The following is a 17,313-nucleotide window of genomic DNA, read 5'->3' on the forward strand; positions in this document are numbered from 1 at the left end:
TTTGCTCGCATAACAACGGATAACATTATGGAACAAATTGATCAACAATTAGAACAACAATCTCAGCTACAACTTCTGATTGCTCAGGGGCGAGAGCAGGGCTACCTCTTGATTTCAGAGGTTCACGACCACTTGCCCGAAGAGTTGGTTGATGCGGATCAGCTCGAAGATATTATCCAAATGATCAACGATATGGGGATTCAGGTGCTTGAAACCGCCCCCGATACCGATGAATTGATGTTGGCAGAAAATATCGCCGATGAAGATGTGGTGGAAGAAGCCACCAAAGTGCTTTCTACGGTGGAATCGGAACTCGGCAGAACTACTGACCCTGTGCGTATGTATATGCGTGAAATGGGGACAGTGGAACTCTTGACTCGTGATGGCGAGATCGAAATCGCCAAACGCATCGAAGAAGGGATCAACGAAGTGCAATGTGCGATTGCGGAATATCCCGAAGCGTTGAGCGGGCTTATTGTTGCCTATGATCAAGTGGAAGACGGCACAATGCGTTTGTCTGATCTCGTTACCGCTTTCGTTGATCCGAATGCACAGGAAGAAGAAGCGAAAGATGATGAACCACATTTAGACGAAGATGCCGAAGGCGAAGCAGATCTGCCAGAAGCCGATGAAAGCGAAGATGAAGAAAGCGAGGGCGGTGGCGATGCGAGCGATGATAACAGCATCGACCCAGAGCTTGCCCGTGAAAAATTCTACGCCTTAAAAGCTCAACACGAAAAAGCGTTACAAGCGATCCAAAAATATGGTCGCAGCAGTGCCAAATCGAAAAAGCAAATTCAAGCGTTATCCGATGTGTTCCGTGAATTCCGCTTAGTGCCGAAACAGTTCGATCTACTTGTAGAATCAATGCAAAAAATGATGAAACAGGTGCGTGCGGAAGAGCGTCAAATTCAAGACTATGCAGTTAACAAGGCGAAAATGTCGAAAGCAGCATTTTTGAAAGCCTTCCAAGGACACGAGACCAGCCAAGAGTGGATCGAAAAAGCGATCAACGCTAAAAAAGGTGGAGCACCGAAACTTGCCAACTATGTTGATAAAATTCAAGTACATATCATTAACTTGCAAAAGCTTGAAGAAAATTCTGGCTTAACCATTACCCAAATCCGTGAAATCGGTGGCCGTATTTCAAGTGGTCAGAGAAAAGCACGTTTAGCCAAAAAAGATATGGTGGAAGCCAACTTGCGTTTGGTGATTTCGATTGCGAAAAAATACACCAACCGTGGCTTGCAGTTCCTCGATTTGATTCAAGAGGGCAACATCGGCTTGATGAAAGCGGTGGATAAATTTGAATACCGCCGTGGTTACAAATTCTCAACTTACGCAACCTGGTGGATTCGCCAAGCGATCACCCGTTCGATTGCGGATCAGGCTCGCACGATTCGAATCCCTGTGCATATGATCGAAACGATCAACAAACTCAACCGCATTTCTCGCCAATGCTTGCAAGAAATGGGGCGTGATGCGACCCCAGAGGAACTCGCAGAACGTATGGGAATGCCAGAGGATAAAATCCGCAAAGTGTTGAAAATCGCCAAAGAGCCGATCTCAATGGAAACCCCAGTGGGCGATGATGATGATTCACATTTAGGCGATTTCATTCAAGACGAAACCCTTGAATTGCCATTAGATTCCGCCACCGCCGAAAGCCTACGCCTCGCCACCAAAGAGGTGTTAGAGGGCTTAACCCCGCGTGAGGCAAAAGTGTTGCGTATGCGTTTCGGCATTGATATGAACACCGACCACACCCTCGAAGAAGTCGGCAAACAGTTTGACGTAACCCGCGAGCGTATCCGCCAAATCGAAGCCAAAGCGTTACGCAAACTACGCCACCCAAGCCGTTCAGAAACCTTACGCAGTTTCTTAGACGACTAAATGAAAGAGAACAAGCGGGCAGTTAGCCCGCTTTTTTAATGATATTATGCCTAGATCTCCATTTACTTAATAATGTTATTTGCAATAAAAAAGGGCGGATATAACATCCGCCCTGATTTTTTTGCCTTGTAAGCGGTGGGATTTTGTGAAATTTCACTTATCCCACCGCTTGCATTTTTCTTTTCCTTAACTATTTTCCAACTTCGCTTTCGCAGCAGCAATCGCTTCTGCTACGCGTTGTGGGTTGACGCCGCCTTTGGCACTGCGTTTTTCGAGGCAGGATTCAAGGGATAGGATTGGATAAACGTCCTCGGCGATGCTTGGGTGGAATTGTTGATATTCGGCGATGGTTAAATCTTCCAACGGTTTGCGTTGGCGGATGCCGTAAACCACCGCTTCGCCGACAATGTGGTGGGCTTCACGGAATGGAATCCCTTTCGCCACAAGGTAGTCGGCAAGTTCGGTCGCATTTGAGTAGCCTTGTTGGGCGGCTTCGCGGGTGCGGTCGGTATGCACTTGAATATCTTCTAGCACCAACGCCCCGATTTCCAAGCAGGCTTGCCACGTTTCCATTGCGTCAAAAATGCCTTCCTTGTCCTCTTGCATATCTTTGTTGTAAGCAAGCGGTAAGCCTTTGAGGGTGGTTAATAAACCGCTCAACGCCCCAAATACACGCCCTGTTTTGCCGCGGATCAGTTCGCAGGCATCAGGGTTTTTCTTTTGTGGCATTAGCGATGAACCCGAAGTTACGCGATCCGAGAGATCCAAAAATGCCGATTCGCCGCTGTTGAAGAAAATTAAATCTTCGGCAAAGCGGGATAAATGCACCATACTGATTGAGGCGGCGGAAAGCAATTCTAACACGTGATCGCGGTCGGAAACGCTGTCTAGACTGTTGCGGGTGGCGGTGGCAAAGCCGAGATCCACGGCTAAGGCATCACGATCCATAGGATACGCCGTGCCAGCCAACGCCCCCGAACCGAGCGGGCAGGTTTTCATTCGTTTGAATGCATCGGTTAAACGGCTGTAATCACGGTCGAGCATTTCATAATATGCCATACACCAATGGGCGAAAGTAACGGGTTGAGCCCGTTGCAAGTGGGTGTAGCCCGGCATTACTGCGGTTTGGTTTTGTTCCGCCACTTCCACCAATTTGCCCTGTAAATTGCGGATTCGCTCTTGCAACGCAAGGGTTTGAGCCTTGCACCACATTTTCATATCTACCGCCACTTGGTCGTTACGGCTACGCCCCGTGTGCAATTTTTTGCCGAGATCGCCCACTTTTTCGATCAATTTGGATTCGACCCAGCTATGAATATCTTCCGCATCATCACGCAGAATAATGGCTAAATTTGGCTCGATCTCCGCACGCAATTCTTTGAGGGCGGCGACTAATTGTTGATGTTCCGCTTCGGTTAAAATCCCCACCGAAGTGATCGCTTTCGCCCAACCGATTGAGCCGTCAATATCTTGCAACGCTAAACGGTAGTCGAAACGAAGTGAATCGTTAAAATATTTGAATTTTGCGTCTGCTTCTTGCGTAAAACGCCCGCCCCAAAGTGCCATAGTTGATTATCCTTGTAACGAAAAATAAGAAAAGGCGGTTCAGCCCGCCCGTTAATGGCGATTATTTTGCATAATTATGCAAAATAATTCAATAATTATTTACAATCTGACCGCTAGTTTAGCAAATTTCAGCAAATTTGACTAAGATCATTGGCTCGGCTAAAAATTTTAAAAATTGCCGAAAAATTAGACTTCCCAAACTAGGAAAAAATGCGTATTATACGCACCCTTAAATCAGCGATGCTGAGAAAAGGTTTGAAAGTACGGCTTGCCGTACTTTTTATTTGGGAAATTCTCGGGTTAAATTTGCAACAGCGAAGGTAAACAATGCGAATCGGACAATATGAACTGAAAAACCGTATTTTCCTCGCACCGATGGCTGGGATTACCGATCAGCCATTTCGCCGTTTATGCAGTCAGCTAGGGGCAGGTTTGACTTTTTCTGAGATGATGTCCACCAATCCTGATGTTTGGCACACGGAAAAATCTCGATTACGTCTTGCACATCATCACGAAATCGGGATCAATGCGGTGCAAATTGCAGGATCTGATCCAACAGAAATGGCAGAAGCCGCCAAAGTGAATGTGGCGTATGGGGCAGAGATGATTGATATCAATATGGGCTGTCCCGCCAAAAAGGTGAACAAAAAAATGGCAGGATCTGCCCTTTTGCGTGAGCCAGATTTGGTCGCTCGCATTTTAGATGCGGTGGTGAATGCGGTTGATGTTCCTGTAACATTAAAAATTAGAACAGGCTGGGATCAGGACAATCGAAATTGCGTAGAAATTGCTCAAATCGCTGAAAAAGCGGGCATTTCTGCTTTGACGATTCACGGTCGCACCCGCAGTTGTCTTTTTGAGGGCGAGGCGGAATACGACAGTATCAAAGCCGTCAAACAAGCGGTTTCAATCCCAATTATTGCTAATGGTGATATTACTTCGGCAGAAAAGGCAAAATTTGTGTTGGATTACACAAAGGCTGATGCGGTAATGATCGGTCGAGGCAGTTTCGGACGACCTTGGCTTTTTCAAGAAGTAGTCAATTTTGTTGAACACCAGCACGTTTCAACGCCAACACTTGAACAAAAGTGCCAACTGATGTTTAAGCATATCGAAGACTTACATCACTTCTACGGTGAAGAAAAAGGCTTCCGTATCGCTCGCAAACACGTTGGTTGGTATGTTGAACAGTTAATGCCCAATTCACATTTTAGACGTACTTTTAATGCGTTGGATTCCACTTCGGCTCAACTCAATGCGTTAGAAGATTTGATTAAAACTCTCTTATAAGTTGGATAGAGGACAATGTTAGAACAACCTACAAATAACCCTTTAACGGTAAAAATGTTAAATGCACAATCGCAAGAAGTTGTAAAACCACTTCGAGACAATGTAAAAGCGGCATTAAAAAACTATTTAGCACAGCTTAACGGTGAAGATCCGACAGAATTATACGAATTAGTATTATCTGAAATCGAACACCCAATGTTAGATATGGTAATGCAATACACCCGCGGTAACCAAACCCGTGCCGCCACAATGCTCGGTATCAACCGTGGCACATTACGCAAAAAATTAAAAAAATACGGTATGGGCTAAACCTCAATCCTGATTTTCAGACCTCGCTACGGCGGGGTTTTTTGTTATTTGCGGAAAATTTGTTCAATCAGCAAATTGCAAGGGGTAAGATTTTGGAAAATCCTACCGCTTGTAAATCCGCCAAAAGAGACCTAATTTGTCGCCATTTTGCCGAATAACTCGCCAAACGTGCAATTATTTCAGATTTTTTAGAAAAAGCGTTTGACATATTTTCAAATCCTAGTAATATGCACGCCCACAAACCAAGTGAGTGGTGAGATGGCCGAGCAGGCTGAAGGCGCTCCCCTGCTAAGGGAGTATAGGGTTAAAAAGCTCTATCGAGGGTTCGAATCCCTCTCTCACCGCCATTTACTTTATCACGCACCCGTAGCTCAGCTGGATAGAGTACTCGGCTACGAACCGAGCGGTCAGAGGTTCGAATCCTCTCGGGTGCGCCATTTTGTTACTACTCTAAATAAAATGGTCGCTGATAAACTAAATTCCTCACAATTCAAATACGCACCCGTAGCTCAGCTGGATAGAGTACTCGGCTACGAACCGAGCGGTCAGAGGTTCGAATCCTCTCGGGTGCGCCATTTCAAAGCAAATTCCTTTAATCTTTCCAGTTAATTTTATGCTGACTTTTGCATATCAAGAACATGTTAATTCCTATTACGCCGATTCTCGCCAATTTACCCTTGAATTTCCACCGCTAAACGGCTCGCAATCCGCCGATGTTTGCGTAATTGGGGCGGGCTTTTTAGGGCTTTCCACCGCCTTAGAACTTGCCGAACAGGGCAAAAGCGTTATCGTGTTAGACGGGGCAAGAGTGGGCTTTGGGGCATCTGGGCGTAACGGCGGACAGGCAATCAACGGCTTTGAAGACGGCATTGATGAATATGTCGAGCAGGTCGGCGAGCAGAAAGCCCAACAGCTTTGGCAGATGTCGTTAGAGGCGATTGATATTATTGACGAACGTGTCGCCAAATATGGCATTCAATGCGACTGGAAAAAGGGCTACGCCACCGTGGCACTCAACCACCGCCGAATGGACGATTTGATTGCGATTGAGCAAACCAGTCGCGAGCGTTTTGGCTACACCCAGATGCAACTTTGGGATAAGAAACAGCTACAACAGCACCTCGGCAGCGAGCTTTATGTGGGCGGCTTATACGACAGCCATTCTGGGCATTTGCACCCCCTCAACTACTGCTTGGGGCTGGCAAGAGCCTGTGCTGATCTCGGTGTGCAGATTTATGAGCAGTCGCCTGCGTTAGAAATTGAGCAAAAAAGTGGCACGCAAGCGGTGGTTTCAGGCAAAAATTTTACCGTTACCGCCGAAAATGTGGTGCTTGCCACCAACGCCTACATTGACGCTCTTTCCAAGAAAATCACCTTTGGGATTGAGCGAAAAATTTTGCCCGTGGAAAGTTTTATTATCGCCACCGAACCCCTCGATCAAAAAACCGCAGACAGTGTGATTAACAACGGAATGTCGGTGTGCGACAACAACATTATGCTCGACTACTACCGCCTTTCCGCCGACAACCGCCTGCTGTTCGGCAGCGATTCCAGCACCAATGTGGATATGATCGCCAAAATGCGGTCGGAAATGCTCGCCGTTTTCCCTCAACTTGAAAACGCTAAAATCGACTACGGCTGGGGCGGCCCGATTGATATGACCCTCAACGCCACCCCCCACTTCGGACGGGTAAAACCGAACATCTACTTCGCCCAAGGCTTCTCAGGCCACGGCGTTGCCCTCACAGGCTTGGCAGGGCGAATCATCTGCGAAGCCATCATCGGCAACGACCAACGCCTCGCCATTTTTGAAAGCCTCAAAGTCCCCACCCTATACGGCGGCAAATGGCTCAAAAAACTCGCCCTCAAAATCGGCGTGCCTTATTATCGGTTTTTGGATAAATATCGTTAAAGGATAAATTGAAGTAGCAAAAAATCGCCCTAAGTATTTAGGGCGATTTTTTATAAAGGAATTCTTATTTAGTTAATTGTACCAAAATTCTACGCACTGGCTCTGCCGCACCCCACAATAATTGGTCGCCCACGGTGAATGCTGCGAGGTATTCGCCACCCATTGCGAGTTTGCGTAAACGTCCGACTGGTACGCTCAATGTGCCAGTTACTTTGGCAGGGGTGAGTTCACGCAAGGTGGTTTCTTTGTCGTTTGGAATCACTTTCACCCATTCGTTGTGGGCGGCGATGATTTGCTCGATTTCCGCTAATGGTAAATCTTTTTTGAGCTTGATCGTGAACGCTTGGCTGTGGCAACGCAATGCACCGATACGCACGCACAAGCCGTCCACTGGGATTGGGTTGTCGCTCAAACCGAGGATTTTGTTGGTTTCAGCGTAGCCTTTCCACTCTTCTTTGGTTTGCCCTGTTTCTGGTAATAATTTGTCGATCCACGGGATCAAGCTACCACCCAATGCCGCACCGAAGTTGTCGGTTGGGAAATCGTCCGCACGCATTTTTGCGGTTACTTTGCGTTCGATCTCTAAAATTGATGAGGCAGGATCAGCCAATTCCGCTTTCACGGAATCTTCTAATTGACCCATTTGCACCAGCAATTCACGCATATTTTTCGCACCCGCCCCCGAAGCAGCTTGATAGGTCGCCACTGAAACCCATTCCACCAAATCTTTCTCGAACAAGCCACCGATTGCCATTAACATTAGGCTCACGGTGCAGTTGCCACCCACGAAGGTTTTGATACCGTTTTTCAAGCCCTCGCTGATAACGTGTTGGTTTACAGGGTCTAACACGATGATTGCATCGTCTTGCATACGCAACGCCGAAGCCGCATCGATCCAGTAGCCGTTCCAGCCTGTCGCTTTGAGTTTTGGATAGACTTCGTTGGTGTAGTCGCCGCCTTGACAGGTTACGATGATGTCGAGTTTTTGTAATTCTTCAATGTCGAACGCATTTTTAAGTGTGCCTGCATCTTTGCCGGCGAAAGTTGGGGCTTTTTGACCCGCTTGTGAAGTGGTGAAGAAGATTGGGTTAATGTTGGCGAAGTCGTTTTCTTGTTGCATACGATCCATCAAGACCGAACCCACCATACCACGCCAACCGATAAAACCTACGTTTTGCATTTGTTGCTCCTAATAGAATGAAGTTGTGTTTGAAAGTTGAGATAAATACTAAATCTTGCTAGGAAAATCAACGTCTTTTGAGAAAAAAGATCAATTTATTCTGATATAAGATAAATTTTGCCAAAGATCGTGTATATTTAGCAGCAAAATAACCCTAAAAACAGCAAGGAACAGTATGACAACCGAAAATCTTTGTGTCGCCCTCTCACAATATAAATTGATTGAAATCGCAGGGGCGGACGCGGAAAAATATCTACAAGGGCAGCTCACTTGCGATGTGAGCAAACTCAGCGAGCAACAACACACCCTCACGGCACATTGCGATCCGAAAGGCAAAATGAGTGCCTTATTCCGCCTTTATCGCCACTCGGCGGAACAATTTTTTGCGATTATCCGTCAAGATTTACTGCCCGAAGCCCTTACGCAGCTCAAAAAATATGCGGTCTTTTCCAAAGTGAGTTTTAGCGAGTTAGCTCAGCCGATTTTCGGCACGACAAGCGGTCAGATTGCGGAAAATTTTAAGGATCAAGCCACCATTTTAACCCTCGCAGGCACGCCCACTCGCTACCTGTTTTGGGGCGATATTCAGCCTGAAACCAACGGCGAACCAAGCCAATGGGACTTGCTCGAAATCCAACAAGGCGAGCCGATTTTATTGAAAGCGAACCAATTTGAATTGATCCCACAAGCCGTCAATTTACAAATGCTCGAACAGGCGATTTCCTTTACCAAAGGCTGCTACATCGGGCAGGAAACCGTGGCTCGTGCCAAATATCGCGGGGCAAATAAACGGGCAATGTTCACGCTAGTTGGCGACTGCTCAACCCAACCGAATTTGCCTGAAATCGGCGGTGCAGTCGAATTACAACTCGGCGAAAACTGGAAACAAACTGGCACAATCTTGCAGGCGATCCACGCCGAAAACCGCCTCTGGCTACAAGTGGTGCTAAACAAAGAAACCGAAACCACCGCCAAATTCCGCGTTAATGGGGTGGATTTAGTGGTTTATCCGTTGCCGTATGCGTTAGAGCCATAAATTTTCAACTTGTGATAAAGTGAATTATTGGAAATTTAAAGATCTAAAATCTCTTTCACAAACGGCACGGTCAAATTGCGTTTGGCTTGTAGTGAGGCACGGTCGAGGTGGGTGAGTTCGGCGGATAGTACTTGTAGATCTCGCCCAAGGCGTTTGATGAGGAAGTTTGCCACGTCATCGGTTAGTTCTAAGCCTTTGGCGTGGGCGGTGCGTTGTAGGATGATTCTCTTTTGGGTGTCGGTGAGATCGGCGAGTTGGTAAATTTCCCCCCACATTAGGCGGGAACGCAGATCGGGCAGACGGATGTTGAGTTGGTTGGGCGGGCAATCGGCACTAATCAGCAGCAAGGTTTTTTGCTCTTGTCCGAATAATCCCTGCTGTTCACGAATTTGGTTGAACAGGTTGAAAATCGCCAATTCCCATTCCTCATCGCCCGCAATGGTTTGAATATCATCAAGGCAAACCACCGCCATTTGCTCGGCATTGTCCAGCACCATTGGCGAGAAATGTTGTGATTTTTCAAGGGGAATGTAGCTTGACGGGCGATTTTCCAGTAGGAAATGGTTGCTCACCGCTTTGAGCAAATGGCTTTTACCACTACTTTTTCCGCCCCAAATATAGAAAAACGGCTGCTGCACCTGCTCAAAATTTTGACGCAACGAATTTAACAGCACAAGGCTGTTTTCGGCGTAAAAATTATCGAGGGTTTCATCATCCATTTGATGAATGGGTAGTGGTAGTTGCAAGGTATCTCTTTCATTTTATTGAGAAATTTGGCGTAGCATACCCAAAAATCAAGCGGTTGAGAAGAGCTTGCCAAATTTCCCCTGTGGATAACATTGTGTATAGTTTGTGCGTAAATTGTCGATTTGTTGTTGAAAACGGATTTTTTCTGCACAAATTTTTAAGCGATTTCCGCTTTCAATCGTTGAATTAACGCACTGTTGGCAGGTGGAAAAGCCCCCTCGTCAAGGGAAGATTGTTCCAGCCAAAAGCCCTCTTGCCCCTCTCGCCCAAAGGGTTCGCCCACCCATTCTTCCACGAGGTAGAAGAAAAATTCGATCACTTTGGTCGGGTATTCAAATTGAAACGAATCGTAAGGAAAAGCACTCAAAACGTGAATGCCGATTTCTTCTTCCAATTCCCGTTTTAGGGCTTGTTCGGGCGTTTCGCCAGCGGCGACTTTGCCCCCTGGAAATTCGAGGGATTGGGCGAAATCTTGCCCCTCTAAGCGTTGGGTTAAGTAAATTTGCCCAAATTCGTTGCGGATAATCCCTGCGGAAACTTGAATTAACGGTTTGCTCATCGGTTGTCCTCAATCAGCGTTGAAAGTTGTTGCACCACTCGGTCGAGGGTGGATTCCCAATTCAGACTACTCTCTTGGCGGAAAAGTTGCACATTTTCATACCACGGGCTGTCGTTGCGGTTAAGTAGCCAGCGAAAATCGGGGTGGTGGGTGATTAAAATCCAAGTCGGTTTGCCCATTGCGGCGGCAAGATGTGCCACGGAAGTATCCACCGAAATCACCAGATCCATTTGCGAAATCAAGCCTGCGGTGTCGGAAAAATCATTGATTTCGTGATCCCAAAAATGCAGATTTTTGAAGGAATCTGACCGCTTGCGATCCGCCTCGCTCACCTCAATTTGCAAGCAGTGAAATTCCGCCTCAATCCCAAACAATCGGCTAAATTGCTCAAAAGACAAACTGCGAGCCGCGTTACGGTCGTGCTGGTTTGAACCTGCCCACACCACGCCGATTTTCGGTTTGCAAGGGGTCAGTTTCTGCTGAAATTTGGCGATGAAATCTGGCTCGGCTTGCAAATAGGCAGTCGGGCAAGGAATGGTGTCGAGGGTTGTGCCGAAATAGTGCGGCAGGCTCATCATCGACACATAATAATCCAAATTGGCGATGCCCGCCCCGTTCGGCGAGCTTTCCACCCCATAACGGTCGAGGTTGTAATTGAGCAGATTTTCAACGGGGGCGTGATTCACCACAATCACGTTCAGCCCTCGCCGTTTCGCCTCAATCGCATAGCGGACAAATTGAATGTTGTCGCCAAAGCCCTGTTCCGCATAAATCAGCAAACGAGCATCGCCGATTGGCTCGCCCTGCCAGCGAGGAATCGGCCAGCCGTTGTCTTTAAACGTGCCGTGATCGGTTTTCCACCGCCATTCGTAAGCCGCCCAGCCCTCTTGATAACGCCCCAAAATGTTGAGAATAAAGGCTTTGTTGCACCAGCCCATTGCGAAATTGGGCGAGAGTTGCAAAGCTCGTTCAGCATCACGCAGGGCGAGATCATAAAAACCGAGCTGTTTCAGCATATCGGAACGATTGTGGTAGCCGACCGTACTCTGCGGAAAATCCCGCACGAATTGATCGTACAACCGCACCACATTGAGCATCTGCTCAGGGGTATTGGTGGGGCTTTGCAGAATTTGGTCAAAGCGTTGCTGTTCCGTGAGTGTTGAGTTAGGCATTTGAGATGTTTTGTTTGGAAATATGAGAGGTTATGAAATTATTACAAATCTTACCGCTTGTTTGGGATTGTTAGGGGGATTACCCTCTCTCTGCTTGAAATACTGAACGTATTTCAAGCTGTCTCTCTCCCGTGAACGGGAGAGAGTTCTCATTTTTTTGCGATCTTTAAACCCTCGCCCGCTGGCGGGAGAGGGACAGAAATTGGCTTCGTTGAGAAGCCAATTTCAGGGAGAGGGGAAATTTCATAAAATCCCCCCTTGCCATTACGCATACTTCGCTTTGCTGCCGTGGCAGTGTTTGTATTTTTTGCCTGAACCACAAGGGCAAGGGGCGTTGCGAGAGATGTTTTGGTTGGCGAGGGTTTCTTCGTCCATTTCCGCCATTGCTTGCTCTGCCTCTTGTTCGCTCATTTCGTGGTATTGTGCCGATTCCGCGTCCGCAAGGGCTTGCTGTTGGCGTTGGGCTTCTTCCACTTCCTCTTGGCTACGCACTTGGATGCGGCTGAGGATTGAGATCACGTTCGATTTCAGCAGGTCGAGCATATTGGTAAACATCTCGAACGACTCTTTTTTGTACTCTTGTTTCGGATCCTTTTGAGCGTAACCACGCAAGTGAATCCCTTTACGCAGGTAATCCATTGCCGACAAATGCTCTTTCCAAAGTTCGTCAAGGTTTTGCAACACCACGCCTTTTTCAAAGCTACGCATTGTTTCCGCCCCCACGATTTCCTCTTTGGCTTGATATTCCGCTTTGGCGATTTCGATAATACGCTCACGCAGGGTTTCTTCGTGTAAGTCGTTCTCTTGTTCCAGCCATTGTTTGATTGGTAGATCCATTCCAAATTCGACTTTCAAGCGATCTTCCAAGCCCTCGATGTTCCACATTTCTTCAATCGATTGTGGTGGAATATATTGATCGATCACGCTGTTAAACACATCTTGGCGAATGGTTTCGATCATTGTCGAAATATCGTCCGCTTCGAGTAAGTGGTTGCGTTGTTCGTAGATCACACGGCGTTGTTCGTTTGCTACATCATCATATTGCAACAGGTTTTTACGCCCGTCAAAGTTGTGGGCTTCCACTTTCGCTTGGGCGGACGCAATCACTTTGGCAAGCAATTTCGATTCCATTGCCTCGCCCTCTTCGGTAAAGGCTTTACGCATCATATTGAGCTTGCCTTCGTTGAGGTAGATTCGCATTAGGGCATCATCAAGGGATAGGTAAAAACGTGATGAACCTGGGTCGCCCTGACGACCAGAGCGCCCACGCAACTGGTTATCGATACGGCGAGATTCGTGGCGTTCCGTGCCGATAATGTGTAAACCGCCCGCTTGCATTACGGTGTCGTGGCGAGCTTGCCACGCAGTTTTGATCGCTTCGATCTGCTCTGGGGTTGGGTTTTCCAACTTCGCCACTTCCACTTTCCAGTTACCGCCAAGCACGATATCCGTCCCACGCCCTGCCATATTGGTGGCGATAGTTACTGCCCCCGGTAAGCCTGCTTCGGCAACAATTTCCGCTTCACGGGCGTGCTGTTTCGCATTTAACACGTTGTGGGCGATGCCAACTTTATCCAATTCCGCCGAGAGCAATTCCGATTTTTCCACCGATGCCGTTCCTACCAACACAGGTTGTTGGCGTTCGATACAGCCTTGAATATCTTTGATGATCGCGGCAAATTTTTCGCCCTCGCTCTTAAACATTAAGTCGGTGCGATCTTCACGGATCACAGGTTTGTTGGTTGGAATAACGACCGTGTTCAAGCCGTAAATTTGTTGGAACTCAAAGGCTTCGGTGTCTGCCGTTCCCGTCATTCCCGCCAATTTTTCGTAAAGACGGAAGTAGTTTTGGTAAGTGATTGAGGCAACGGTTTGGTTTTCCCCTTGAATGGTAACACGCTCTTTCGCTTCAATCGCTTGGTGCAAGCCGTCAGACCAGCGGCGACCTGCCATTGTACGCCCTGTGTGTTCGTCAATGATCACAATCTCGCCGTCTTTGACGATGTAATCCACGTTCACTTCAAACAATTTGTGAGCGCGTAATGCGGCGTAGGTGTGGTGTAACAACGCAATGCGTGCAGGGTGGTAAAGGGTTTCGCCCTCTTGCATCAAGCCCATTTGGGTTAAGAGGTTTTCCACCTTAACCATTCCTCGCTCGGTTAAGTGAGCCTGTTTGTTTTTGAGATCGAGGGTGTAATCGCCATCGCCCGTATATTCTTCGGTGTCCTCTTTATCCTGCTGGATTAGGTGCGGAATCACTTGATCCACCGCCTGATAAATTTGGGTCGCATCATCGGCAGGCCCAGAAATAATCAACGGGGTGCGGGCTTCGTCAATCAAAATCGAATCCACTTCATCGACCAACGCATAATGCAGAGGGCGTTGGAAACGATCTTCCTTGCGGTGAGCCAAATTATCACGCAGATAGTCAAAGCCTAATTCGCTGTTGGTGGAATAGGTAATATCCGCCGCATAGGCTTCACGCTTCACTTCGGACGGCAAGCCTGGCACGTTCACTGCCACCGTCATTCCCAAAAATTCAAACAATGGGCGGTTGGTTTCCGCATCACGGCGAGCGAGGTAATCATTCACGGTAACCACGTGCACGCCCTTGCCCGTCAAGGCATTGAGGTAGCACGGCAGGGTGGCGGTTAAGGTTTTACCCTCACCCGTTCTCATTTCAGCGATGTTGCGTTCAGTCAGCACCATACCGCCGATTAACTGCACGTCAAAATGACGCATTCCCATTACCCGCTTGCTCGCCTCACGCACGGTGGCAAAGGCTTCGTGTAACAGGCTATCGAGGCTTGCCCCGTCCGCCAAACGCTGTCTAAATTCAGCGGTTTTGGCTTGCAATTCCGCATCGGTTAATTTTTCAAATTCAGGCTCTAATTTATTGATTTGTGCCACACGTTTTTTTAAACGCTTTAAAGTACGATCATTACTGCTACCAAAAATGGCAGTCATTAGTTTTGTAAACATAAAAATTTTTCCATTATTATTTACGCCAAACGGCAAAAATGGTGCGATTGCACCCTTGATTAAAAAGTGAAGAAAATCAAAAGGTTAAGCCGATGGACCTGCTCGAATTGGTGGGGTGGAATGTAGATACAAGCGGTAGGATTTCGCTGAAATTTCGCTGAATCGCACCGCTTGCAACGGCATTTCAAAGGATTGAACCAATGCCGTAAAGAATGGGGTTTGCTGTTCGCTTTCTTGCTCAAAATAGGTTTGAACATAATCGCTAACCGATTGATTTACCACCGTTTTCGGCTCATTTTCCGCTACGCTATTCGGCTGGGCGTGAGGTAACGCAAGCATCGCAAATAGCCCGAAGACTAACTGCGACCAAAACGGCGTTTTTGAAAAAGGACGAAATAAACTCATTGATAAATCAAACGAAACAGAATTTGCGGATTATACGCTAATTTAATCGAAATGGTAAGATAAGGACGGCGGGCAAAATTTCAATCTGTTTTTTCAATCGTTGGCATTTGGATAAATTATTGTTAGACTTTGCCGACCGCCATTGAGGAAAAATGATGAAAAATCACTCAATTAAAAGCATTAGCCAAATTTTACAGAACTCAAACTTACGTTATGTGGTCGAAAAGGCTAATTTGCTGAATGAAATGAATGCCAAAATCCAGAAATTATTACCCGAACAATATCGTGGGCTTTACCGTATTCTTAATTTGGTTGATAATCAGCTCACATTTAGCGTACAAAACGCCACTGTTCGGCAAGGATTGTGGTTGCAGCAGGAAAATTTATTGAAGTTAATCCAAACGGATTTTCCCCAAGTAACCGAATTGCAATTCAAAATCAGCCCAAATTTTAATCAACTTAACCGATTTTAAAATCCAAAAAGAGGACAATCCAATGAAAAAACTCGCCCTTATCGCCGTTGCGGCAACCCTCAGTGCTTGCTCAATGTTACCAAATCAAAAAAGCGTTTCTGGCACTTACCAAGGAGATTTGCCTTGTGCAGACTGCTCGAAAATCAAAGCAGAATTGATTTTGAACGCAGATAATAGCTATCAATATAACACCATTTATGTGAAAAACGGCAAAGAACATAGCTATGCCGACAAAGGCAAATTCAGCTGGGACAGCAAAAACCGTGATTTAATTCGCCTTGAAAAAGAGTCTGGCAATTTGGCGATCAAAGTAACCGACAGTTACGCCGAGATTTGCGATATCGAAGGCAAATGCACCAACAAAGCCGATTACCAACTGAAAAAAGTGAAATAATCCCCACCCCAGCCAAGTGCTGGGGCTTTTTTAGGCAATTTTAGGTAAAAAGAAACCCTCAAACAAAGCGTTTGAGGGCAATTAACCTAACAATACAAAAAGGATTTTAAGTCTATCTATGAAAAAACAGTAATCAATCTTTCGATTAACGGAATGGCGGTGAGAGGGGGATTCGAACCCCCGATACACTTTCGCATATACACGCTTTCCAGGCGTGCTCCTTCAACCACTCGGACATCTCACCAAGCTAATCAAAAAGACGGGCGGAACTATACCGATTTTCCCCTCATCAAGCAAGCGTTTTTGTTGCAAAAGCTGCTTATTGACCGATCCCTAAACAATTTGGCGATTTTGGCACAATCTGACCGCTTGCTTGCCACTCGGCTGGGGTGTAAAGATGCAGAGCAAGGGCGTGTACCCCGTTCGCCAATTCGTCGCTCAAACAAGCATAAACCGCCTGATGCCGAGCAACCGCTCGCTTGCCCTCAAACTGTTGGCTGACAAGGGTTACCTTGAAATGGGATTCCGCCCCACGCCCCGAGCTATGCATATGGCTTTCATTTTCGATCTGCAATTCGCTCGGCTCAAATTGAGCGGTTAATTTTGTGATAATGGTTTGTTCAACGGACATTTTTCCCTCTCGTTTTTAATGGAAATTTGGCGTGAATAATACTATACTTCGCCCAATTTTTCTTACCATTTGAGGTACATTATGAAATTCTCTAAAAAAATTTTACTCGCCACCACCACCCTTGCTGCGGCATTGTTGGCGGGTTGTGCAAATCAATCAAACACCTTAACTTTTGCTACCCCCTCGCCAACGGCGTCCTTTAACACTGCCAATCAAGCAGCGGTGGTGAATGTGATCAGCCAAGATCTTCGTAACTCTCGTGAAATTTCGAGCTACACCAAAAACGGCGAAGTGATCCGCTTAACCGCCTCGCCAGAAGTGGCACAAATGTTCCAACAAGCGGTGCAACAAGATCTCAACAGCAAAGGTTTCACTATTGTGCAAGGGGCGGCAAATGCCAATGTGCAAGTGAATATCAAAAAATTCTATGCTACCGTGGATCAAGGCAATTTACGCTATAAAGTGAACGCCGAAGTGGGCGTGGAAGTGGCGGTGCAAGGCGTGCGTGGTCAATTCGCCAAAAACTTCAACGCCACCCGCGGCTACGAAGGGGCGTTTGGTGCAGATAACGATGAAATCAAACGCGTGCTAAGCCTCGCCTATGAAGATGCGATTCGTTCTATCTATAACGACAACGAAATTGCGAATGCGATCAATCAGTTAAGTAAATAATTGCAAGGGGTGGGATTTTGTGAAATTTCGCCCCCTACCCCCTGCTACGCAGGGTACTTCCCCCGCAAGCGGGGGAAGATCTTAAAACTGCC

The 17,313-nt window shown here is 46.9% G+C and carries 16 protein-coding genes and 4 tRNA genes; 11 read left to right on the top strand and 9 right to left on the bottom strand.

From position 1 onward, the window contains the following. Positions 1 to 27 precede the first annotated feature (27 nt). Entirely contained in the window at positions 28 to 1,893 is a 1,866-nt protein-coding gene (gene rpoD / locus B0187_RS03200; RefSeq protein WP_078236417.1) for an RNA polymerase sigma factor RpoD, read from the top strand. 186 nt (positions 1,894 to 2,079) lie between these two features. Here the strand turns inward: rpoD and argH are convergent, their stop codons facing one another. Beyond that, on the bottom strand, positions 2,080 to 3,459 hold the full coding sequence (argH, locus tag B0187_RS03205) for an argininosuccinate lyase (RefSeq protein WP_078236418.1): 1,380 nt from the start codon (positions 3,457 to 3,459) through the stop codon (positions 2,080 to 2,082). A gap of 327 nt (positions 3,460 to 3,786) precedes the next feature. Between argH and dusB the strand changes: the two genes are divergently transcribed. From dusB to B0187_RS03235, 6 genes are all read left to right on the top strand, one after another. Next, positions 3,787 to 4,749 carry a tRNA dihydrouridine synthase DusB gene (dusB, locus tag B0187_RS03210; RefSeq protein WP_078236419.1) on the top strand — a complete coding sequence of 321 codons (963 nt, stop codon included), beginning with the start codon at positions 3,787 to 3,789 and terminating at the stop codon, positions 4,747 to 4,749. A 15-nt stretch (positions 4,750 to 4,764) separates the two neighbouring features. Continuing rightward, positions 4,765 to 5,058 carry a DNA-binding transcriptional regulator Fis gene (fis, locus tag B0187_RS03215; protein WP_078236420.1) on the top strand — a complete coding sequence of 98 codons (294 nt, stop codon included), beginning with the start codon at positions 4,765 to 4,767 and terminating at the stop codon, positions 5,056 to 5,058. 252 nt (positions 5,059 to 5,310) lie between these two features. Beyond that, positions 5,311 to 5,405 (top strand) — tRNA-Ser (locus B0187_RS03220). A 13-nt stretch (positions 5,406 to 5,418) separates the two neighbouring features. Further along, a tRNA-Arg gene (locus B0187_RS03225) sits at positions 5,419 to 5,495 on the top strand. 61 nt (positions 5,496 to 5,556) lie between these two features. After that, positions 5,557 to 5,633 (top strand) — tRNA-Arg (locus tag B0187_RS03230). Between the two features lie 38 nt (positions 5,634 to 5,671). Then, positions 5,672 to 6,970, top strand: coding sequence for an NAD(P)/FAD-dependent oxidoreductase (locus tag B0187_RS03235; protein WP_078236421.1), 1,299 nt, complete (start codon positions 5,672 to 5,674; stop codon positions 6,968 to 6,970). A gap of 64 nt (positions 6,971 to 7,034) precedes the next feature. On the opposite strand, the gene asd is transcribed toward B0187_RS03235, so the two are convergent. Beyond that, positions 7,035 to 8,150, bottom strand: a complete 1,116-nt coding sequence (gene asd, locus B0187_RS03240; protein ID WP_078236422.1) for an aspartate-semialdehyde dehydrogenase — start codon at positions 8,148 to 8,150, stop codon at positions 7,035 to 7,037. Between the two features lie 175 nt (positions 8,151 to 8,325). Here asd and ygfZ point away from each other — a divergent pair, with 175 nt between their 5' ends. Continuing rightward, positions 8,326 to 9,186 (top strand): CAF17-like 4Fe-4S cluster assembly/insertion protein YgfZ, encoded by an 861-nt coding sequence (gene ygfZ, locus B0187_RS03245; protein WP_078236423.1) that lies wholly within the window; start codon positions 8,326 to 8,328, stop codon positions 9,184 to 9,186. A 35-nt stretch (positions 9,187 to 9,221) separates the two neighbouring features. Here the strand turns inward: ygfZ and hda are convergent, their stop codons facing one another. The 5 genes from hda to secM form a co-directional block, all read right to left on the bottom strand. Beyond that, positions 9,222 to 9,932 (bottom strand): DnaA regulatory inactivator Hda, encoded by a 711-nt coding sequence (hda, locus tag B0187_RS03250; RefSeq protein ID WP_078236424.1) that lies wholly within the window; start codon positions 9,930 to 9,932, stop codon positions 9,222 to 9,224. Between the two features lie 158 nt (positions 9,933 to 10,090). After that, positions 10,091 to 10,492, bottom strand: coding sequence for an 8-oxo-dGTP diphosphatase MutT (gene mutT / locus B0187_RS03255; protein ID WP_078236425.1), 402 nt, complete (start codon positions 10,490 to 10,492; stop codon positions 10,091 to 10,093). Next, positions 10,489 to 11,664: a tetratricopeptide repeat-containing glycosyltransferase family protein gene (locus B0187_RS03260; protein WP_078236426.1), complete on the bottom strand. Its 1,176-nt coding sequence runs from the start codon at positions 11,662 to 11,664 to the stop codon at positions 10,489 to 10,491. Before B0187_RS03260 ends, mutT begins: the two co-directional genes overlap by 4 nt. 264 nt (positions 11,665 to 11,928) lie before the next feature. Then, the gene (gene secA / locus B0187_RS03265; protein WP_078236427.1) at positions 11,929 to 14,646 is read right to left on the bottom strand and encodes a preprotein translocase subunit SecA; all 2,718 of its coding nucleotides are present in this window, start codon (positions 14,644 to 14,646) and stop codon (positions 11,929 to 11,931) included. An 84-nt stretch (positions 14,647 to 14,730) separates the two neighbouring features. After that, positions 14,731 to 15,051, bottom strand: coding sequence for a secA translation cis-regulator SecM (gene secM / locus B0187_RS03270; RefSeq protein ID WP_078236428.1), 321 nt, complete (start codon positions 15,049 to 15,051; stop codon positions 14,731 to 14,733). A 155-nt stretch (positions 15,052 to 15,206) separates the two neighbouring features. On the opposite strand from secM, the gene B0187_RS03275 reads away from it, so the two are divergent. Together B0187_RS03275 and B0187_RS03280 are read left to right on the top strand one after the other, a co-directional pair. Next, positions 15,207 to 15,524, top strand: a complete 318-nt coding sequence (locus tag B0187_RS03275; protein WP_078236429.1) for a DciA family protein — start codon at positions 15,207 to 15,209, stop codon at positions 15,522 to 15,524. A gap of 22 nt (positions 15,525 to 15,546) precedes the next feature. Continuing rightward, on the top strand, positions 15,547 to 15,918 hold the full coding sequence (locus B0187_RS03280; RefSeq protein ID WP_078236430.1) for a copper resistance protein NlpE: 372 nt from the start codon (positions 15,547 to 15,549) through the stop codon (positions 15,916 to 15,918). A 154-nt stretch (positions 15,919 to 16,072) separates the two neighbouring features. Here B0187_RS03280 and B0187_RS03285 read toward each other — a convergent pair. Both B0187_RS03285 and B0187_RS03290 read right to left on the bottom strand, forming a co-directional pair. Beyond that, positions 16,073 to 16,162, bottom strand: a tRNA-Ser gene (locus B0187_RS03285). Between the two features lie 75 nt (positions 16,163 to 16,237). Continuing rightward, positions 16,238 to 16,549, bottom strand: a complete 312-nt coding sequence (locus B0187_RS03290) for a BolA family protein (protein ID WP_078236431.1) — start codon at positions 16,547 to 16,549, stop codon at positions 16,238 to 16,240. A gap of 81 nt (positions 16,550 to 16,630) precedes the next feature. Between B0187_RS03290 and B0187_RS03295 the strand changes: the two genes are divergently transcribed. Beyond that, positions 16,631 to 17,221: a YajG family lipoprotein gene (locus tag B0187_RS03295; protein ID WP_078236432.1), complete on the top strand. Its 591-nt coding sequence runs from the start codon at positions 16,631 to 16,633 to the stop codon at positions 17,219 to 17,221. The last annotated feature ends 92 nt before the right edge of the window (positions 17,222 to 17,313 follow it).

It is taken from the genome of Haemophilus paracuniculus, from assembly GCF_002015115.1.
GTDB lineage: Bacteria > Pseudomonadota > Gammaproteobacteria > Enterobacterales > Pasteurellaceae > Haemophilus_E > Haemophilus_E paracuniculus.